The organism is Sphingomonas sp. Leaf231 (genome assembly GCF_001421995.1).
In the GTDB taxonomy this organism is placed as follows: Bacteria; Pseudomonadota; Alphaproteobacteria; order Sphingomonadales; family Sphingomonadaceae; genus Sphingomonas.
In genome coordinates this window covers 313,557-332,607 of the sequence record NZ_LMLS01000005.1, presented here as the reverse complement: position 1 = coordinate 332,607, position 19,051 = coordinate 313,557, and the positions used below count along the sequence as shown (strand labels likewise).

The 19,051-nt window shown below is 63.9% G+C and carries 19 protein-coding genes; 9 read left to right on the top strand and 10 right to left on the bottom strand.

Annotated elements, in window-relative coordinates; translation table 11 throughout:
- Positions 1-61: 61 nt before the first annotated feature.
- Positions 62-574, bottom strand: coding sequence for a FliH/SctL family protein (locus tag ASE95_RS15980; RefSeq protein WP_162234714.1), 513 nt, complete (start codon positions 572-574; stop codon positions 62-64).
- Here ASE95_RS15980 and ASE95_RS17960 point away from each other — a divergent pair.
- Entirely contained in the window at positions 548-757 is a 210-nt protein-coding gene (locus ASE95_RS17960) for a hypothetical protein (protein ID WP_162234713.1), read from the top strand. The genes ASE95_RS15980 and ASE95_RS17960 overlap by 27 nt on opposite strands.
- Before the next feature lie 50 nt (positions 758-807).
- On the opposite strand, the gene ASE95_RS15975 is transcribed toward ASE95_RS17960, so the two are convergent.
- On the bottom strand, positions 808-1,842 hold the full coding sequence (locus ASE95_RS15975) for a flagellar motor switch protein FliG (RefSeq protein ID WP_056638483.1): 1,035 nt from the start codon (positions 1,840-1,842) through the stop codon (positions 808-810).
- A gap of 99 nt (positions 1,843-1,941) precedes the next feature.
- Between ASE95_RS15975 and ASE95_RS15970 the strand changes: the two genes are divergently transcribed.
- Together ASE95_RS15970 and ASE95_RS15965 are read left to right on the top strand one after the other, a co-directional pair.
- Positions 1,942-4,704 (top strand): hypothetical protein, encoded by a 2,763-nt coding sequence (locus ASE95_RS15970; RefSeq protein ID WP_056638478.1) that lies wholly within the window; start codon positions 1,942-1,944, stop codon positions 4,702-4,704.
- Between the two features lie 16 nt (positions 4,705-4,720).
- Complete coding sequence (locus tag ASE95_RS15965; RefSeq protein ID WP_056638477.1) at positions 4,721-5,149, top strand: flagellar basal body rod protein FlgB; 429 nt, start codon at positions 4,721-4,723, stop codon at positions 5,147-5,149.
- 406 nt (positions 5,150-5,555) lie between these two features.
- On the opposite strand, the gene ASE95_RS15960 is transcribed toward ASE95_RS15965, so the two are convergent.
- From ASE95_RS15960 to ASE95_RS15940, 5 genes are all read right to left on the bottom strand, one after another.
- Positions 5,556-5,855: a hypothetical protein gene (locus ASE95_RS15960; RefSeq protein ID WP_156348087.1), complete on the bottom strand. Its 300-nt coding sequence runs from the start codon at positions 5,853-5,855 to the stop codon at positions 5,556-5,558.
- A 301-nt stretch (positions 5,856-6,156) separates the two neighbouring features.
- Positions 6,157-7,038: a flagellin gene (locus ASE95_RS15955; RefSeq protein WP_056638471.1), complete on the bottom strand. Its 882-nt coding sequence runs from the start codon at positions 7,036-7,038 to the stop codon at positions 6,157-6,159.
- A gap of 198 nt (positions 7,039-7,236) precedes the next feature.
- Positions 7,237-8,121: a flagellin gene (locus ASE95_RS15950; protein ID WP_162234712.1), complete on the bottom strand. Its 885-nt coding sequence runs from the start codon at positions 8,119-8,121 to the stop codon at positions 7,237-7,239.
- Positions 8,122-8,156: 35 nt separating this feature from the next.
- Complete coding sequence (flgK, locus tag ASE95_RS15945; protein WP_235528362.1) at positions 8,157-10,232, bottom strand: flagellar hook-associated protein FlgK; 2,076 nt, start codon at positions 10,230-10,232, stop codon at positions 8,157-8,159.
- 43 nt (positions 10,233-10,275) lie between these two features.
- Positions 10,276-11,577 (bottom strand): flagellar hook protein FlgE, encoded by a 1,302-nt coding sequence (locus tag ASE95_RS15940; protein WP_056638465.1) that lies wholly within the window; start codon positions 11,575-11,577, stop codon positions 10,276-10,278.
- A 74-nt stretch (positions 11,578-11,651) separates the two neighbouring features.
- Between ASE95_RS15940 and ASE95_RS15935 the strand changes: the two genes are divergently transcribed.
- From ASE95_RS15935 to ASE95_RS15910, 6 genes are all read left to right on the top strand, one after another.
- Positions 11,652-12,173 (top strand): flagellar biosynthesis repressor FlbT, encoded by a 522-nt coding sequence (locus ASE95_RS15935; protein ID WP_235528360.1) that lies wholly within the window; start codon positions 11,652-11,654, stop codon positions 12,171-12,173.
- Positions 12,170-13,528, top strand: coding sequence for a flagellar protein export ATPase FliI (fliI, locus tag ASE95_RS15930; protein ID WP_056638459.1), 1,359 nt, complete (start codon positions 12,170-12,172; stop codon positions 13,526-13,528). Before ASE95_RS15935 ends, fliI begins: the two co-directional genes overlap by 4 nt.
- Positions 13,506-13,931, top strand: a complete 426-nt coding sequence (locus tag ASE95_RS15925; RefSeq protein ID WP_156348086.1) for a hypothetical protein — start codon at positions 13,506-13,508, stop codon at positions 13,929-13,931. Before fliI ends, ASE95_RS15925 begins: the two co-directional genes overlap by 23 nt.
- The gene (locus ASE95_RS15920; RefSeq protein ID WP_056638453.1) at positions 13,928-14,923 is read left to right on the top strand and encodes a hypothetical protein; all 996 of its coding nucleotides are present in this window, start codon (positions 13,928-13,930) and stop codon (positions 14,921-14,923) included. Before ASE95_RS15925 ends, ASE95_RS15920 begins: the two co-directional genes overlap by 4 nt.
- Positions 14,924-15,056: 133 nt before the next feature.
- Positions 15,057-15,977 carry a sigma factor gene (locus ASE95_RS15915; protein WP_235528359.1) on the top strand — a complete coding sequence of 307 codons (921 nt, stop codon included), beginning with the start codon at positions 15,057-15,059 and terminating at the stop codon, positions 15,975-15,977.
- A 71-nt stretch (positions 15,978-16,048) separates the two neighbouring features.
- Positions 16,049-17,140, top strand: a complete 1,092-nt coding sequence (locus ASE95_RS15910) for a helix-turn-helix domain-containing protein (protein ID WP_056638450.1) — start codon at positions 16,049-16,051, stop codon at positions 17,138-17,140.
- A 9-nt stretch (positions 17,141-17,149) separates the two neighbouring features.
- On the opposite strand, the gene ASE95_RS15905 is transcribed toward ASE95_RS15910, so the two are convergent.
- The 3 genes from ASE95_RS15905 to ASE95_RS15895 form a co-directional block, all read right to left on the bottom strand.
- Positions 17,150-17,572, bottom strand: coding sequence for a hypothetical protein (locus tag ASE95_RS15905; protein WP_056638446.1), 423 nt, complete (start codon positions 17,570-17,572; stop codon positions 17,150-17,152).
- Positions 17,569-17,769, bottom strand: a complete 201-nt coding sequence (locus tag ASE95_RS15900) for a rod-binding protein (RefSeq protein WP_235528358.1) — start codon at positions 17,767-17,769, stop codon at positions 17,569-17,571. Before ASE95_RS15900 ends, ASE95_RS15905 begins: the two co-directional genes overlap by 4 nt.
- A gap of 89 nt (positions 17,770-17,858) precedes the next feature.
- Positions 17,859-19,007: a flagellar basal body P-ring protein FlgI gene (locus tag ASE95_RS15895; protein ID WP_056638443.1), complete on the bottom strand. Its 1,149-nt coding sequence runs from the start codon at positions 19,005-19,007 to the stop codon at positions 17,859-17,861.
- Positions 19,008-19,051 lie beyond the last annotated feature (44 nt).

The following is a 19,051-nucleotide window of genomic DNA, read 5'->3' as shown; positions in this document are numbered from 1 at the left end:
TTCGCAAATCCTTCAAGACCGGCCTCATGACGTTGGAGAAAGGCGGGTGCCCTCCGGACCATTATAGGACATTATCGTTGGCAGGATTTTCCTCGTCGGCAACTTTGTCCTCGTCGGCCTCTTCTTCGTCGCTCGCCTGACCAGCGGTCGGAAGAAACGGCTCCAGCTCGCCAAGAACATGGGCGCGGCGCATGCCTGCATCGATAGCCACGCCGCCGCCTCCCCAGTCGATACGGCCATCACCTCGGGGAATGCCTTCGTCGGAGGCCAGGGTGATCGTCGGCTTTCGGCGATCGCTTGTCGCCAGCGCAGCAAGGCGGCTGGTCAGCGCATCCAGCATCGACGGATGAACATGGATCACGATGGTGGTGCCGCGGGCCAGATCGCCGATCACCCGTCGCAATGCCTCCTCCACCGCGCGTGCAGGTGCCGCGACGACTGCAAAACCGGCAAGCAGGTCTGCCGCCGTCAACGCCGTCTCCGCCGCCTCGCGTGCGATGACACGGACATGGTCCGACAGGCGCCCGTCGAGATCCTCGAGCCCGGCGTGCAATGCATCGACAGCCGCCAGCAACGCCGCTCCGGCTTCCTCGCGGCCCTGCGCCAATCCCTGCTCGAAACCATGCCGCTGCGCCTCGATCGTGTTCGTCTCGGCCGCGCGGCGTTGTTCGTCGAGCTCGGTGCGCAGCCCCGTCACCTGTGCCAGCAGATCATCGGTCAAAGCGCCGGCGGCATCGTTGCGCCGGTGTGGAAATGAGCGGCCGTATTGAAATGGTTTGATGTCCATGTCGCTTCCCTCATCGTCGCTCAGTAGATCATCAACTCGTCGCTTTTCGGATCGGCGAGGATGATCTCGCCGCGTTCCCCGAGGGACTTGGCGAGCCGGACGAGCGACCCCTGCGCCTCTTCGCAGTCGCGCGCCCGGATCGGACCCATGGCAGCCAGATCGTCCCGCATCAGCTTGGCAGCACGCGTGCTCATGACGCCCAGGAACAGGGTTTTGATATCCTCCGGCGCGCCCTTCAGCGCGAGGGCGAGTTCTCGCTTGTTGCACTGACGCACGATCACCTGCACCGCCGACGGCAGCAACCGCCCCAGATCTTCGAAAGTGAACATCAGCGACCGGATGCGTTCGGCGGATTCCGGCGCACTCTCGTCCAGCGCACGCAGCATCCGTTCTTCGGTCGTATGATCGAGGGCGTTGAAGACCTCGGCCAACGCATCGTGCGGATCGACGCGTTGTGCCCGCGCCAGGTTGCTCATAAACTCCCCGCGCAGCGTGACCTCGACCTGCTGGATGACGTCCTTCTGCACCGTGTCCATGCGCAGCATGCGCAGCACCACGTCGTTGGCCATCTCGATCGGCAGTTCGCCCAAAACGCGAGCCGCATGATCGTGACGCAGCTTTTGCATGATGACGGCGACGGTCTGGGGATGTTCGTTCTTCAGGTAACCCGCAAATACCGTCTCGCTGACGTTGGACAGCTTGTCCCACATCGTCCGTCCGGCAGGACCGCGAATATCCTCCATGATTTCCTTGACCTGCTCGGGCGACAGGACCGCCGCGAGCAGCCGTTCGGTACTGTCGAAGGAACCATGCAGGTTCCGCATCCCGGCCACTTCGCTGGTGAAGGCGCGCAGAAGGTACTCGATCGAACTGGACTGCACGCGCCCAAGCGACGAGATACAGGTCGACAGTTCCTTCACCTCGTCCAGGCTCAGCCCGCGCCAGATCGGCGCACCATGTTCTTCCCCGAGAGCCAGCATCAGCGCGGCGGCGCGTTCGAGGCCATTATACCGGCCGACTTCCGCCGGCTCCGCGATCGACGCCATCATATTCATGCCCGGTTGCTCCAAAATCCAGCTCGCTGAGACGCGCAGATCCGCATTCCTTTCTATTTATAGGATGAGGTCGACGGTACGGGCCGAAGGAGTGATACTATGACGAAGATCTTCGGCAGTCTGACCGCGCTGGGCCTGTTCGGAGGATCGAGCGCGCTGGGTTCGTACTTCTCGCGCTTCCCCGCCATCGAGCTACCGGCGGTACGCAAGGCGAAGGCCGCCTTCACTGCGCCCAAGACGATCGCGCCATGGCAAAGCGGGTCGGGGCCGGATTCGGCTGCGGCGAAGGGTGCCGCTGTGGGCAGAACGTTGGCGATGAAGACCATCATCGACAGCAAGTCCGACCCCGCGGCCGGAGGAAACCGGGACGTGCAGAACAGCTTCACGGTCTATAAGGCGCTCGATCGACTGCAGATCATCGCCGAGGCGGCGGTGAAGGCCAATTCGACGACGGCACGGGCCGCGTTGCAGAAAAGCTTCGACAGGGGTCTGGCCGATCTTCAGGGTTTCATGCAGTCGGCCGAGGGCGATAAGCTCAGGCTAAGCTTCGACAGCATAGGTCGCACCGTGAAGTCGTCGGTGATCAGCGCTGCAGCGACCCGCAAGGTCGCAGCCAGGCCCATCACCAATGGCAGCGCCGGTTCGATCCCAGGTCTCGCAGGCACCGAGCGGATCGCCATCCATCTCGCCAAGAACGGGCATAGCGAAGATCTGGTGGTCGATCTGTCCACGCTGGCGCAGCCGCCGACGCTGGCGGCCGTCGTCACCGCGCTGAATGACGCAGTCGGCGCGACCGTCATCAAGGACGACAAAGGCGTACCGATCAAGGACAAGGATGGTAAAACGATATCGCGTTGGCAAACGCGGTTCAAAGCTGTGCGGATCGACGGCGACAATTGGGGCATGGCCTACGAACTGCCTGAATCGGAGCGGGTCACGGTGCGTCAGGCGGGCGCGCCCGATGCGTTGATGATCGTCAACGGTCAGGCTACGGGATCGAACGGCGCTACCACCCCTGACGGGGCGACCGTCGCGCTTCGGCGCCAGAACGATCCGGCCGGCGCGACGTCGCCGATCGGTCGGCTTGCGACCCTATCGGCGACGGACCGGCTCGCGACCGAGCGTGCGACCCTGCTTCAAAAGGCCGCAAAGCCGATGAAATTGCCGAAGGGTGTCGCGTTGCCGACGATCGATCCCACGGTGCATGCCGATCTCGACGTACGCGCCGCGGCGGGCGACGGATCGGGCAACAGCTATCTAGTCGGTACGACCAAGGGCGACTTCGGCGGCGTCGTGTCAGAGGGCGGGCGTGACCTTTACCTGACGAAGGTGGATAGCCGCGGCGCGATCATCTGGCAGCGCACGCTCGGCGTAACCGGCGACGCCGATGGAGCAGCGGTCGCCGTGGATGCGGCAGGCGCGGTCACCGTCGCGGGCCATGCCAAGGCGCGGATCCCCATCCGCAATCCCACCACTGGCGAAATCCGGTATACCGATTCGACCGATCAGGATATCGTCGTGGCCCGCTTCTCGGCTCGCGGGGATACCATGATGCAAAATGTCGTTCGCGCGATCGGCAACGACACCTGCACGGCGTTGACGGTCGGCGCAAACGGAGCGGTCTTCGTCGGGGGTCGAGGCGCTCAAGCGAGTAGTGCCTACCTGCTACAGATCGACGATGCCGGGCGCATGGTCCAGCGACGCGATCTGAGCGGCGTCGACAACGTCTCCGCGCTCGCCGTCGGCAAGGACGGCAACGTCGTCGCCCTGACCCGGGCCGGCGGGACGACCAGTATGTCGCTCGTGTCCGCCTCCGCGATCGGCAACGATCTCGCGACCCTCAGCTTGGGCACGGCTGACGGACGGGCGCTGGCCGTGGCAGCCGACGGCACGATCGCTGTGGCGGGAACGACCGACGCCCGGATCAGCGGCGCGCAGGCCAACGCTCCGAGTGGAGCGCGCGACGGGTTCGTCGCCCGGGTGGACGCCGCGCTAGCCGGCGCGAGCACGACCTATATCGGCACCGGCGGCGACGACCAGATCGACTCCATCGCCTTTCTGGGAAGCAATATCCACGTCGGCGGGCGCACCGACAGCGCGTTGAAAAATGCTCCGCGAGGGCCCGTCGACGGCTTCGTCGCACATGTGGATGCTGCCGCCGGCGCCGTGGGCGGCATAAGCCAATTCGGTCAGGGTCAGGTAACGACCGGTCCCGTCCGGATCGTCACGCTGGCAGGTGGTGGTGGATCGTTGCAGGCACTTGGCCTGCCGAACGGCGAATTGGCCCCGGTCGGTTCGCAAAATCTGACCGCGACGACTTCCCTCAATGCCGGTGACACTTTCGCGGTAAGCGTCGACGGCGGACGCCCGATCACGTTCACGATCGCCGCCGACGATACGCTGGAGACACTGACGCGCCGGATGTCCTTGAAAATCGGCCGCGCAGCGACAGTTTCCACTGCGGTCGCAACCAATGGTCGACAATTGTCGCTCGGCGCTCTGCCCGGCCACAGCGTGACGCTTGTCGCCGGCAAGAAGGGAAGCGACGCGCTCGCCAAACTCGGCCTGTCCCCCCGGACCCTGAAAGCCAGCGTCGGTGGAGGCGGGCCGGCCTCGCTCGTGAAGCCGGGGGGCGACTACGCGCTGGATCTCTCACGCGCCCTGACCGTCGACACCAAGGCGAGTGCGCAATTGACGCTTGGCAAGCTCAAGTCCGCCATCTCCATCGCGCAGAGCGGCTATCGCTCCTTATACTGGGATCAGACCAAGGCTGCGCTCCTTAGCGGCAATTCCCGAGGCGATCGCTACACCGAGTCGCGAACGGCGGCTTACCGCGCGGCCCTCGCGCGCCTCTCCAGCTGAAAAGGTTCCACCAGACATGGTTTCCACACCTCCCCTCGTCGCCGCGATCGTTCGCGCGATGCATCAGGCCACTACCCGCCAGTCGGTCATCGCCAGCAACATCGCGAACAGCGAAACACCGCATTTCAAGGCGCATGATGTACAGGCGCTCGATTTCTCCGATCTCCTGGACCGTCAGATCGCGGGCACCCAACGGATCGCGCATATCGCGCGACCTCAAGTGGCCAGCAGCGCAGCGATGACGGCAATGGGTGCGTCTTCACTGCGTGGCCGTCACGTCGTGGTGGATTCCGATACGGGCGAAACGAAGCCGGACGGCAACACCGTATCGCTAGAAGAGCAGGTCCTGAAGATGGGTGAGGTTCGTGCGGATTTTTCGACGCTCACCAATCTGTATCGCAAGCAGATGGCGCTGCTGAACACGGCTCTCGGCCGCAACGGCTGATACCGTAGAGCGCGGGCTCCCTCCTACGCGACATCTACGTCATCGCCGGTGCTCCTCGAGCATCAGGCAGCGAACGCCGGAAGGTTACCTGAGCCCCGCAGGACGCATGCGGGGCAATGGCGTGATCCGCCTCGCGCGGCGATGGCCTGATGCGGCACCCCGATACACACGCTTCAGCAACGCGACCTTATCGGCGATCGCACACGGCAATCCCGAGGTCGCGGACGATCACCTACCCTCTCGCGATCGATCTCGGACCAGGACTCCGGGCGCGGCTCACCGAGCGGTCGCCGGCCACTGGTCCCTGGGTCCGCCCAACAAACGTCGCGGCGGCCAGCCGCGCCTCTCCACGATCCGGCTTCCGCACGCTCGATCGATGAGCATGCGGAAGCCGCCGGGCCCTGAATTAACGTGCTGCCGTCGCGCAGGCGTTGCAGACGATGCAGCCAGGCACATCGAGTGGAAACAGCAAGGCTAGCAAGCAGTCGGAAAGCGCAACATCCAAACGCGGGCCGATACATTCCTCCACTTCCTCGATCGATAATTCGAAGGATAAAAGGCGGTCACGGGCCGCCGTCCAAAGCACCTGATAGTCAACGACTTTCATTGTGAAAGATACTTCGACACCGTCGATTCCACCGGGATTGAGCAATCCTACCTTATCGCATGATGAGCCCGGAAGGCCCATCGAACCACTCACACTCATGTCACCTCTTCGTCCCGATCGGGATCTTCGTGAGCGCATACGCAGCCATATGGGCGACGACGTGCTGCATGAAGTCACGCAGCAGACCTTGCCACGCCAGCACGTCTGCGGAACAGAAACTACCGATTCCCTAACGTCAACCTAGAGAACGCTCGTCCCGCGATGTCGATTTCCGCCGCCACCGATTACGTTGCGGTTTTGTATACAGATAATTTCTTTAGAGTGATACACAAAGAAGCCGGGATGATTACTCATCCCGGCTTCTCTTGCGCCTAGGGCTTTCGGAAAAGCCCGTTTCCGCTTAGCGGAAGAGCGACAGGATCGTCTGCGGCGACTGATTCGCGATCGACAGCGCCTGCACACCCAGCTGCTGCTTGACCTGCAGCGCCTGGAGCGAAGCCGATTCCTTCGCCATATCGGCGTCGACCAGATTGCCGATGCCCGACGTGATCGTGTCGCTCAGCTTCGTGTTGAACGAGATCTGGGTGGCGATCCGACGCGATGCCGAACCCAGCTCGCTCAGCTTCACGCCCAGCGCATCCTTGGTCGTGTTCAGCGTGTTCATCATCGCGGTAGCCGATGCCATCGTGTCGATCTTGCCGTTGGCTGCCACGGTGATCGTAGCGCCGCCGAGATCGAGCGAGAGGTTGGCGACGGTCAGCGTGTCCGGAACGTAAGCGCCGGCGGCCGGAGGAGTCGCCGGAGGAACGGTCGGCGCAGCAGTGCCGCTCTGGATGGTCAGCAACGCCGTCACGTCGCCGCCGCCGCTCTTCAGCAGGTTCGTCCCGTTGAAGTCGGCCGACTTCACGATCGTCGCGATGCTGTCGCGATAGTTCATGAAGTCGCGATTGTGGGCTTCACGGCTCTTGGTATCGATCGCGTCGACCGATTCCTGCGCCTTCGCCGACATCTTGATGATCAGATCGGAGATTTCCTCCGCCCCGGTGATGGCGACGTCGGTCACGCTCTTCGCGCGGTTCAGCGAGTTACCCACCGCCTTCAATCCGGCGACATCGCCGCGCAGCTTCTGTGCGATGACATAGGACGACGAGTCATCCTTGGTCGATGCTACCGACAGGCCGGTGCTGATGCGGCCCTGCGTCTTCGCCATCAGCTCGTTGTTTGCAGTCAGGTTCTGCAGGGCGACCATTGCGCCGACGTTGGTGTTGATCGTGAGAGCCATTAGATGTTCCTTCGTGGATGAACGACCGATTTCTTCGGCCGTGAACCGGAGCGCCGGTTCGCGACGAAGCGTTCACTTCGTCTTTCACTATAGGAAATATCCAGGACAGATTTCATAATTTCGCGGCCTTTATTTAGAACAGAAGATGGCGGCAATCATTAATATGAATGCCGCCCAATGTTTTACGATAATGAGATTTTATCTCAGGTAGTCCGACAGCGTTATGCTGTTTAACATGGCATAGGCGTTGAAACTGGCCTCCAGCATCCGCTTCCTGCCTACCAGCTCCGCCTCCACGCTTGCAGCGTTCGCGTCCTCGACTTCGCTGACAGCGGAAGTAAGCACTATCTCGCGGTCTTTCGAGCGGGTTATAATGTCGGCAATGCGGTTCTGGGCTCGGCCGTTGCGAGCATCCACCCCTCGCAACTCGGCCAGTCCCTCGTCGATCTGCGTCTTGGCGATCGCGAGCTTGTCCATTTGTGCCTGGCTCGGTCGCGCCGGAAGTGTGCCGAGTTCCGCGATAGTCCGGAACGCGGCGACGAACTTCTTGCCGAATTCCTTGGCACCTATGCCGTAGGTCATGTCGAGGCCGGGCGCGACCCTGGCGGACTGCACGATGTCGTCGCTGTCGAATGCGAGATCCGGGTCGAGACCGGCGGTGTCCGCCAGCCGAGCGGCCTTCAGCGGCAATTCCTCGGTACGGGATCCCGCGAAGATCGGCAGGCCATCGTCGGCGGCGTTCATGGCAGCACGGAATTGCGCGAATGTCGCCTCCGCCTCCTTGATGATCGTCGGAGCGTTGCCGGTACCGATCGCATCCAGGATCATTGCCCGCAACCCGCTGGTCGCCTGATCAATCTCCGACAGGCGCGCCTGGTAAAAGGACAGGGAGGCGTCCACACGGCTGGTCACGCGGGTTTGCGCCTCGATCTGTGTCAACATCGAACGCGCGGTGAGAACGCGGCCGGTGTCTGCCCCTGTTTCCGCGTAGCTTGCCACCTTCTTGAGAGTGCCGACCTTCACTGCCGTTTCGCTCAATTCCTGCTGCTGGCGCACCATGATCGCCTGGAATTGGTGCTGCATCGTCAAACTGGATATTCTGGTCATCTTCCCGGTCCTCAATCGATCATATTGATGAGCGTGTCGTACATTTGCGCAGTGACGCTCACGACGCGGGCGGAGGCGTTGTAGCTGCCCTTCAGCGCCACCATCAGCGCCAGTTCCTCGTCGGTGTTGACGCCGGCAAAGCTGTCGCGCCGCACGACGGAGTCGCTCAGGCGCGCCTTCGCTGCCTGGCTGGCCGTACTCGCGCCGGCAGCGGAGGCACCGACGTCGCCGATCAGGCGGTTGGCGAACGCCGCGATCGTACTTGCGCCGCGACCCGTGAAGTCGACGACCGTGCTCAACTGGCTCACGAAGGCCGTCGTGCCGCGGGTGTCGCCGGCACTCAGCGCCTTGGCACCGACTAATGCCGCAGCGTCGAACCGCGCCAGCGGGACGCGGCTTGGCGTCGCCGCCATCGCCGCCGCGATGCGGCTATCCGCCAAGCCTCCCGCCTGCGCCGAAAGCCCCGACCATTCGGAGAAGCGCAGGCCGGTGCCAAACCGATCGGTAGAGTCCGCAACGATCGTCACCTTCGCCGCGCTTGCCCCCGCCGCGGGTGAGAAGGTCACGTGCCCCTGTCGGTCGAGAGCGAAAGCGCCATGCGCGGCGAGCGGACTGGCGTTCAGTTCGGCCAGCAACGCACCGGTGGTCGGACCGCCCGCGCCGGTCAGGGCATGCCGGGCGAGCACCCTGCCCGCCGTGTCGCGTACTTCCATGCCGACGCTCTCGCCCGGTCCGAAACCATGGGGATCGGTGACGTTGAAGCCGGTTGGTGCCAGCGGTGCCGTACCGCTCCGTATCAGATCGTTCAGGCCGAAGAATTGTGAAAATCCCACGCCGGCGCGGTCGCTACGGTTGCCGGCATCATCCGCTACGACAACACCCTGGGCGGCGTTCGCGGCCGTAAGCGACAGGACGCCGTCGGACATCGTGGCCGTCGCCGCACCTGCCAGGCCGGCGTTGATCGCATCCAGGCCGTCCTGCACCGTGGCACCGGCGCCCAGCCCACCCAGATCGACGCGGGTCTTGCGGATCAATTTGCCGTCGCTCGCCACGACGGCAAAGGTCGTGGCTCCTGTGAAGCCCAGCCTGTCGGTCGTCCGCAGGCCGCTCGGGCGACCCTGAAGCACGGCGGGCGGCGGCACCGCCGACCCGGCATTGGACACCGCGTTCAACGATATCGCCATGCCCGTGAACAGCGTGTTCAACTCGTCGGACAAGCCGGGCAGAACGCTGTCGCGCGCCTCGATAAGCCCGCCCAGCTTTCCGCCGACAGCTGCCGATACGATTTTGTCACCCGTCGCGACCGACCCATTGGCATCGCCGGTCATCAGGCGGACGGCGATCGCTCCGCTCGCATCGGCGCTGTCGAGCAGCCGCATCCGGCGGTCCAGCAACACCGCACCGGTCGCGGTTTCGAGCGTCACGCGACCGTCCGACTGGTCGATGACCTTCAGCTGCACCAGTCCGCTCAATTCCTCTACCGCGATCTGGCGCTGGTCGAGCAGTCCGTTCGCGTTCCCACCGGTCGACGTGCGAAGAGCGATCTCCTCGTTCAAGTCGTGGACCTGACGCACCAGGGCGTTTACCCGCACAATAGAGGCATCGATCGTCGACCGCGTTTCCTCAGCCATAACGGCGAGTTCGCCATCGATCGTTCGCAACGCAGCCATCGCTCCATCAACGGACTGCGTAAAGCCCGCTACGGCCTCGGTCGGGTCCGACATGCCCGTCATCTTGGCGGCGGCGGACGTGACGGCGTTGATTTGCGCCGGCAATCCCGATTGCGCGCCGGGCTTGCCGAACATCGACTGCACCCGATCATGATAGGACGCGAGCAGCGCGTTACGCTGCGCTTCCCCCCCGCGGCTGTAGACGGCGCCCGCCAGGTATCGATCGGCGATGCGCGACGGCTCGCTGATCGATACGCCGGTCGTCCGACCCGCAGTGACAGCGGAAGTCTGCACCGCGCGCTGCCGCGCATAGCCGGGGGTTTGTGCATTGGTAATGTTGTTGGAAACGGACCGCAGCCCGGCCTGCGCGGCGGACAGGCCGGTGAGAGCGCCGTTAAGTATGTGATTCAGAGACACCGGATCGCTCCTTGCTGCGGTGAAGGCGACTGATCCCGAAGGATCAGCGCTTCAGGTTGTTCAGTTCCTGGAGCATGTCGTCGACCGTGGTGATGATCTTGGACGACGCGCTGTACGCACGCTGAAAGCGGATCATGTCGCTGAACTCCGCTGCCAGATCGGTGGTCGATGCCTCCAGTTTACCGCCTGCGACTGCGCCAGCACCGCCTGCCCCCGCGGCGTTGGCGTTCGCTGCGCCGGAATCCTGCGACGCCGCGAAGGCGTCGCCGCCGAGCCGCTGCAGGCCGTCCGGATTGCGGAACGTCGCCAGCGGGAGGCGATAGATGTCGCGGGTCGTACCGTTCTCGTACACCGCGGTCACGACGCCCTGCTTCGAGAAAGCGACGGAGCTGACCTTGCCCAGCATACCACCGTCGATCGCCTTCGAGCCGACGCCGGAAGCGCTGCCGATCTGTGTCCAGCTGTCGTTGGCGCCCTTGTTCACCGACAGCTTGATAGGATCGGTCCCGGCGCCGTTGGTCCACGTCGGCGTCAGGTCCGCGAAAAAGGCCGGGTCGGATGCGGCGAGATCGAGCTTGCCGAAAGAGTCGAAAACGACATTACCCGACGCCAGCACGCCCCCCGGCTGCGTAACGTCGGTGGGAGGGGTGACGTAGATCTCGCCCTTCCAGCTGTTGGCTCCAGTCTTGATGAAGCCGAATGTCACCTGATGCGTGCCGCCCTGAGCGTCGTAGACGTCGATGGGTCGCGAGAATTGCGTCGGCACAGTTCCACGTGCCATTGCACCGCGGGTGTAGGCGGCCGCATTTGGCGCGATCGCCTGACGCGAGTCCAGGTTCATCTGCAAACCGATGCTTCGCGTTGGTTCGGCCGCGCTGCCGAGGCCGCTGACGTTGACCGTCCTCATGCTCTCGATACTGCCGCTATCGACGAACGTACCGTCTTTGGCGAGCGGCCATCCCTGAAGGTAATATCCGCCCTGGTTGAAGAGGTCGCCATTCTTGTCGGGAACGAAGGAGCCGGCGCGGGTGTAGGCGACCTCCTGGCTTCCCGGACGCGGGCGCACGACAAAGAAACCGGAACCCTCGATGCCCAAATCGGTGCTTCGGGTTCCCGAAGTGAGCACGCCTTCCTTTGAGATCAATGCCTGCGAAACCAGGTTCACCGCGCCGGCGGCATAGGTTCCCTTGATGCGGGAACCGGTCACCAGACTGCTGAAATCGGCCTTCGTTCCCTTGTAACCGACCGTGTTGACGTTGTTGATGTTGTCGGCGACCGTCGCCATCGCACCCGATTGGGCGCTCAGCCCGGAAATGCCGGCGTAGAGAGCGGAATAAAGGCTCATACAGTTCCCCGTGTGTTCGTGGGCACCGGTTTTCCGACAACCGGCTTCACCATGCAGGAATTGTAGGAGACGCGATGCACAAGCCCAACATAGGCAAATCATGCCGCGGGTCGCCGAACACCACGTCGCGCCAGCTTCGATCCTATAATAACGTATCGATCACGGGTGGGACGGGAAGAATGCTGCGGATTAGCTTGGCGGACGGCGAACGGATCATCGTCAACGGCGCTGTGCTGCGGTCCGTCGGGCGGAGTTGCTTCGATGTCGAAACGCAAACCGCTCTGCTGCGCGGGCGGGACGTGATGCGGACCGAAGAGGCCGATACGCCTGCGCGCCGGCTCTACTTCGCCTGCATGATGGCCTATATCGAACCGGAGCGAGCGCACTTCCACCGTGTCACCATCGCGGGCTTGGCAGGTGAGTTGTACGCTGTGCTGGCAAGGCCCGACATCCGGCGCTGCTGCTTTTCGGTGATGGAGCACGCCAGCGACACCAAATACTATAAAGCGTTGGTCGAGTGCCGGAAGCTGATCCAGTATGAGGGTGAAATTCTGGGTCGGGTCCGGCAGGATACCGCCGAGGATCCGCTGCCATGATGTCGCTGACCGGGGTCGCCGATGCGTTGCGCGCGTACCCGGTCGGGCTGCGTTACGGACGGGTGGTGTCGATCCAGGGTGCGCTGGTCGCGGTCGAAGGTCTGGCCGGCGCCGCGCGGATCGGCTCGCGGGTGACGATCGGCGATGCGGACGACGCGATCGATGCCGAAGTCATCGGTCTGGACCGGGGCATCGCGCAATGTCTGCCCTTCAACGAACCACGGGGACTGGCGTCGGGCGCACGGGCCGTCCTGGCCGCGGGACAATTGACCCTGCGCCCTTCGCCGGCGTGGCTCGGCAGGGTACTCGACGGTCTGGGGCGGCCGATCGATGACCGAGGCCCCTTGCTGCTCGGCCCGACGCCGCTGCCTATCAGGGCCGCTCCACCGCCGGCCGCCCGCCGCGCCCGCGTTGGCGGCCGGCTGGAAACCGGCATCGCCGCCGTCGACATGTTCGCACCATTATGCCTCGGCCAGCGACTTGGTCTTTTTGCGGGCTCGGGGATCGGCAAGTCGACGATGCTGGCGATGCTGGCGAAATGGACCGACTGCGATGTCGCCGTCATCGGTCTGATCGGAGAACGCGGTCGAGAGGTTACCGAGTTCATCGAGGACGATCTCGGCGCGGCGGGACTGTCGCGGAGCGTCGTGGTCGTCGCTACCTCCGACGAAACGGCGCTGATGCGGCGGCAGGCGGCCTGGACGACGCTCGCCATCGCCGAGCATTTTCGCGATCGCAACATGCGGGTCCTCTGTCTGATGGACTCTGTCACCCGCTTCGCTACCGCACAGCGCGAGATCGGCCTGGCCAGTGGCGAACCGCCCGCGACGCGCGGCTATACACCGACCGTCTTCGCCGAATTGCCAAGGCTGCTCGAACGAGCCGGACCGGGCGAGCGGGGTTCCGGATCGATCACCGGCGTCTTCACCGTCCTTGTCGATGGCGACGATCATAACGAACCGATCGCCGACGCCGTACGCGGCACCCTCGACGGCCATGTCGTGCTCAGCCGCCGGATCGCCGAGCGCGGCCGGTATCCTGCGGTGGACGTTCTCGCTTCGCTCTCGCGCATGCTGCCGCATGCCCATGCGCCCGAAGAGGAAATGCTGCGGCTTGCCGCCCGCCGCGAGTTGTCGATCTACCGCGACATGGAAGAGATGATCCGCCTTGGCGCGTATAAGGCGGGCGCCAACCCCGCCATTGATCGTGCGGTCGCAGTGACGCCGGAGATCGAGGTGTTGCTGTCACAGGGCAAGAACGACCGTCGGATCACGGCCGAGGCATTCGCGCGGCTGGATGCAATCCTGAATACTGCGGACAAGGATAAGAGCGATGCCGACACGAACGCCGTATGATGCCCTTGAGCGAATACAGGATCGCGTGGTGGGCGAAATCCAGATCGCAATCGGTGTCGAACTCGATCACCTGACCCGCGCGGTTCAGCACGGCCACGCAATCGACGCCGAAATACTTGCGGCACGGGCCACCAGCATGAACGATCCACTGATCGATGCCGCTCCGTTTTTGCGCGCGACGCGGATGCGGCGCGTCGCGGCGCAGGCCGAACAAGTGGCACTGCACGCAAAAGTCTCGCGTCTGCGGGACGAGGCGATGACCGCCTATTCGGAACTCAGCGCCACGCGGGAGGCGGTAGGCACCTTTAGAACGGAAACCGTGCGTGCCGCCTTGTGCGCCGAACAGGCGATGCTCGACGACCTTTCCGGAACGACCCATCATCGTTCGCGATCACGCTCATGAATGCGCCAGTTACCTCCGTCGCCGGGATCGATGTCCGGACTCCCACTGCGCCGCTGACCACGGCATCGCGCGCGCACTTGTTGTTCCAGCACGTCCGGTCCGCCGCCAACGAGCAACTCTGGCAGGCCGCGATGGGGAGCGATGCAGCGCCCGGCGCGCAAGATACCGGTACGCGTCCCGCCGACGCACCTAATTTTTTCGGGCTGAGCGAACTGCTCGAGCGGGTGGTTCCCGACGCCTTCCCCGCCCGACCGATACCGCAACCGCCGCGCACGCCAAGCGGTGATGGCCCCTCGGACGCTCATGCGCATCGTTCAGAAGGTCCAGCGATGCGGACGGGGTCTTCTCGGCCGTTCGGCGAATTGATCGCCGCCGCGGCCACCCGGACAGGCATACCGCCCGAGGCATTATCGGCCTTGATCGATGCGGAAGCGGCAAAGGACGTCAACGGCGAGTGGCTGCCTTATTCGCGGAACCCGCGCTCCACCGCGGCGGGTCTGGGCCAATTCCTTAACAGAACCTGGCTGGGCGAGGCGCAACGCAGCGGAACCACGTTGAACGCGATCGCACACGCCCAGGGATGGTTGACCGATAGCGGGAGGATCGCCGATTCTTCCCGTTCGGCGGCCCTGGCAATGCGCTATGATCCGCGAACGTCGATCGATGCCATCGCAGATCTGGCTACGTCCAATATCGCGGCGATGCGTAAGGCCGGACTGACGCTGGGTGACACTCCCCGCGACCTGGCGAAGCTCATCTACCTCACGCACCATCTCGGCACCAGTGACTCGATCCGGTTCCTGACCGGTCGATTAGACCCCGATCGTGCCGGAAAATTATTGGCGGCACAGATTGGTTCGGCTGCGGCGGATCGACGCATCAGTCAGGCGGGGAACAGCGTTACTGCCCATCAACGCTGGCTTCTCAGCTACCTGGCAGAGAATATCAGGCCGGAACGATTTGCCGTCGCCGGACGGCAACGAACGTCCTAAACGGGCTGGTAACCAACCCTCTTCATTCCTGTATAGGATGTACAATCCCATAACCGGTCCCGGGAAGGAGGCAAATTCGTCTCCTACGGGGATCTGGATCATGTCTAAGACGACAATAGCCATGGAAACGGCTGTGAGCGCATTGCTCGCCTTGCGAGGCAGTGACGCACCACCCAGCGCGCGCCAACGTCGCGACATCGATCGCATCTTCTTGCGCATCCTGACCCTGCTCGGCCCCCGCATCCGTCACTTCGTCCGTCAGTATGGATTGACGGCGCATCGGGAGGACGCCGAACAGGTCTGCGCCATCGCCCTCCATCGGGCACTGGATAGCTACGATCCGGCCAAGGCTCAATTTACCACCTTCATCAACTGGATGATCCGCGGGGAACTACAAGGACTTCGATTTCGCCTGATGGCGGACCAGCGCCCGTCGGCGCGGAAGGTCTCGGCCACGACGATTTCGTTGGATGCGATGACCTTCGGCGGGGCGGATGAGGACGGGGCCGGGGCAGCGTTTCTCATCGAAGATGCAGAGGCGGTTTACCTGACAGAGGCGAGCGCGTCGTCCTACCTGGCGGACAATGCCATCACGATGTTGCTGGACAGCTATATGGCCAACCTTCGTCGCGCCGGGCTGGAGCAATTGAGCCGGCGCAAGCCGTCAAGACACGCCACGTCTGCCCCGACCGGTCAGCCGCGGCTGAAGATCAATGCCGTCGACCCCGATGAAATCCGCCAGCTTGACGAACGGGTACAGCGCAACCGCGCCCTGGTCGAACAACGCCTGTTCAGCCGTCCGTCGTCGCGTTCAACGGAGCCCGCCGAAGAGCTTACCAAGGAACGCGCACGGCAGATCAGCACGCGGGCTGCCAAAATGATGGTTTCGATCGTCGACAGTGATCCACGTTTCGCGATCATGGCCGCCGCGGCCGGACGGGCGTCTGGCGCTTCACCGCCTCCCACGCTCTCACCGACAACCGTTCGCACGCCCGCCAAACGGCCTGCCCCTCTCGGACCGGGCGGCTCCCATACGGGATCGACCCTGCACTGACAGAAAAGACGCTTTATTCACGTCCGCTTCACTCCTAACCTATAACGTGCCTCGTTTAGGAAAGGAGCGGTATGCTGGACCTCGTTCAGACCATCGACGCGTACCGTCTGCTCGTATTTCCCAACCGGATTCGCGAATGCCGGCGGGCTGCGACGATCGGAACGCTGATGGAGCTTTCCGATCGTGTGCCGAACATCCCGTACATCCGTCTTTCCAAAATAGAGCGCGGCGAGATATTCGCCCGCACGGAAGAGTTGGTCGAGATCGCTGCGGCGTTGCGGGTGTCGCCGCTCGATCTCCTGCATGACGTTACGGATCCGTCGTTCGATATCGCCGACTGGGCGGCGGAAAATGCCGGGTTGATGGCGGTCGATCCGGAAGTCGATCATCAGTCCGTCGCCTTGGCGGCCGCGTTGCGCGTACGCCGCGAAGCCGATTCCGCGATGACGATCGGTGCGATCGAGCGCCTTTATGGAATCGCGCCTGTCGTGCTGTCGCGTATAGAGCACGCCGTGAAGCCGTGGCCGCGGTGGAATACGGACACGATGTCGGCGCTATGCGGCATCTTCGACGTGTCGGACACCGCGGCACTCCACGCAAAGGTCGCCGCTCTGCAACGCGCAGGGCAGCTCGTGGACGCGATAGCCGCCGCCTTCCACCCCCGCGTCCGCATCGGCAAAAGCTCGGCCCGCATCGCGGAACTCCGACGGCAATTGTCAGCCGGCGCATCCAGTCCTCCTGCTCCCAGGGAGGAGCGAAGGTCCAGGGTGCCGGGACCTCCCGCGACGTCCTTGCGGCAACCACGGGTCGTGCCGGTGTTCGGGACGCCGCTCCCAGACGGTTTGATCGCTCGCGTCGCGGTCGATGAGCAGAAGGTGGAAGTGCCCAGCAACGCCGGTCCATCCAGCTACGGTTTGCGAATTTGCCGCCCCACCCTTGGCCTCGGAATGCCTGCGAATGCGATCGTGATCGTCGATCCCGATCGGTTTCCGGGTCCGGGCGGACTGGCGATTGCCGAGGAAGAGAAGGGTTTCCGGTTGGTAGCGGTGTCGGTCAACCGCAACGGAAGGATGGTCGGGTACGTCAGCAATTCCGAACGAGAGGTGAAGCTGGACGACATCGACCCTTCGTCCGTTGCGGCGGTCATCGCAGCCATCCTCTAGCGACGATCATCAGAACCGGTCGTTGAACGATATCGGCGGCGCGATGTCGGCGGGGGTCATGTCGCCCTGAACCCGATAGGTAGAGGCGCGCCGCCCTACCACGCGACGGGCTTCCATCGCCAACGCGGCGATCATCTCGGTCGTGATTTCAAGCTGGCGCTCCAGCATGGCGGCGTTCGCGTTTGCCGCTTCGTTCAACGCCTCGACGAGTTCCAGAAAATCGCGACGCATTTCGTCGTCTTCGAACGTCAGCCATTCCCCCCCATCGCGGGCATGCTGCGCGATCGCGAGTTCCAGCATACCCACGAGGCGCAGCTTGAGCTGAACGAGCTCGCGCAGCTCGTTGTTGCCTGCCCTGCGGCGCAACAACTCGGCTTCGTCCTTCAGGACAACCGTTAGCGATGCCACCAAATCCGCCATCTCGACGATCATCGACCCGACCCTTCCTGTAATGCGACCAGCTGGCGCTCGACGAGCACCGTCAGGCCGATACCGCCGCGTTCGGCCATTGCCTTGCCGAGTTCCTCCGCGAGCACGCCACGGAACATGTCTTCGCCAGACCCGCCGGAAAATTGATCCGGACGCGGTGCGGCCTCCAGCATCGGTTTCATCATCTCGCCAAGGAACATCGCTTCGAATTCCTTCGCGGCGGCACGGGTCGGGCGCGCCGAGGGCGGCGACGCCGGCGCGGTTGGGGTGACAGGCGGAGCGGAAGCCATCATTGCACCTCTATGTCGGCTTGCAGGGCACCGGCAGTGCGCAGCGCCTGAAGAATGCCGATCAGGTCACGCGGACTGACGCCAAGCGTATTCAGACCATTGACGAGATCCTTGAGCGAGGCGTCGCCGCCGATCGTCGCGAGCGCGGCACCGCCACCGTCATCGACGGAGATCGTCGTGCGCGGCACGACCACGGTCTCGCCATTGGAAAACGGTCCCGGCTGGGAAGCGAGCGGCGTTTCGGACACGCTGATCGTCAGCCCACCCTGCGCGATCGCCACCGGGCTGATCCGCACGTCGGCACCCATCACGACCGTGCCCGCCGCTTCGTTGACGACGACACGCGCCATCTGGTCGACGGCCACCGGCAGATTCTCGATCTGGGCGACGATCGCCATGGCCGATTGTCCATTCAGCGGCGGCGTGATCTGCACCGTACTGGGGTCCAGCACCGCCGCGACGTTCGGAACGGCATCGTTGATTGCCGCGGCGATCCGGAATGCTGTCGTGAAATCGGGGTTGCGCAACGCCAGCTTCAGCGTCGGAGCCTGTTGAAGAGCATAGGCCACTTCGCGTTCGACGATCGCGCCCGCCGCGATACGTGCGGAGGTGGGGACCCCGCGCGAGATGCGCGCGGCCTGCCCTTGCGCGCGGAAACCCGACACCGCGACCGGCCCCTGCGCCACCGCGTAGATCTCCCCGTCCAGTCCCCGCAGCGACGTGACGATCAGCGTCCCGCCTTGCAGGCTGGTCGCGTCACCCAGCGATGCGACCTGGACATCGATCCGGCTACCGGAGCGGGCGAAGGCGGGCAGCGTTGCCACCACCGACACGGCTGCCACGTTCTGGGGCCGCATGACGGTGCCGCGGATGTTGACGCCGAGGCGTTCGAGCATCGCCTGCATCGACTCCTCGGTGAACGGCGCATTCCGAACCCGGTCGCCCGTACCGGCAAGGCCGACCACCAAGCCATAACCCACCAGCTGGTTCGGCCGCACGTTCTCGACATCAACGATATCCTTGATGCGCGTCGTGACGCGCGCTGCCGCGGGCGCTGACCAGAGCAGCGGCGGCCCCGCTGCCGAACAGAGTATCGACCCGACCAGCAATGGGCGGGCGATCCGGCGGAAATGGATGATGCCAAGCATGATGTCATTATAGGACGAGGTGTATCCCGCCCCGTCACTCGACC

Bases quoted from the DNA above. Each gene is read 5' to 3' on its own strand.
- ASE95_RS15975 (WP_056638483.1), bottom strand. From the start codon at position 1,842: ATGAATATGATGGCGTCGATCGCGGAGCCGGCGGAAGTCGGCCGGTAT.
- ASE95_RS15940 (WP_056638465.1), bottom strand. From the start codon at position 11,577: ATGAGCCTTTATTCCGCTCTCTACGCCGGCATTTCCGGGCTGAGCGCC.
- ASE95_RS15960 (WP_156348087.1), bottom strand. From the start codon at position 5,855: ATGAGTGTGAGTGGTTCGATGGGCCTTCCGGGCTCATCATGCGATAAG.
- ASE95_RS15910 (WP_056638450.1), top strand. From the start codon at position 16,049: ATGCTGGACCTCGTTCAGACCATCGACGCGTACCGTCTGCTCGTATTT.
- ASE95_RS15905 (WP_056638446.1), bottom strand. From the start codon at position 17,572: ATGATCGTCGAGATGGCGGATTTGGTGGCATCGCTAACGGTTGTCCTG.
- ASE95_RS15935 (WP_235528360.1), top strand. From the start codon at position 11,652: ATGCACAAGCCCAACATAGGCAAATCATGCCGCGGGTCGCCGAACACC.
- ASE95_RS15970 (WP_056638478.1), top strand. From the start codon at position 1,942: ATGACGAAGATCTTCGGCAGTCTGACCGCGCTGGGCCTGTTCGGAGGA.
- fliI (WP_056638459.1), top strand. From the start codon at position 12,170: ATGATGTCGCTGACCGGGGTCGCCGATGCGTTGCGCGCGTACCCGGTC.
- ASE95_RS15925 (WP_156348086.1), top strand. From the start codon at position 13,506: ATGCCGACACGAACGCCGTATGATGCCCTTGAGCGAATACAGGATCGC.
- ASE95_RS15955 (WP_056638471.1), bottom strand. From the start codon at position 7,038: ATGGCTCTCACGATCAACACCAACGTCGGCGCAATGGTCGCCCTGCAG.
- ASE95_RS15965 (WP_056638477.1), top strand. From the start codon at position 4,721: ATGGTTTCCACACCTCCCCTCGTCGCCGCGATCGTTCGCGCGATGCAT.
- ASE95_RS15950 (WP_162234712.1), bottom strand. From the start codon at position 8,121: ATGCAGCACCAATTCCAGGCGATCATGGTGCGCCAGCAGCAGGAATTG.
- ASE95_RS15895 (WP_056638443.1), bottom strand. From the start codon at position 19,007: ATGCTTGGCATCATCCATTTCCGCCGGATCGCCCGCCCATTGCTGGTC.
- ASE95_RS15900 (WP_235528358.1), bottom strand. From the start codon at position 17,769: ATGTTCCTTGGCGAGATGATGAAACCGATGCTGGAGGCCGCACCGCGT.
- ASE95_RS15920 (WP_056638453.1), top strand. From the start codon at position 13,928: ATGAATGCGCCAGTTACCTCCGTCGCCGGGATCGATGTCCGGACTCCC.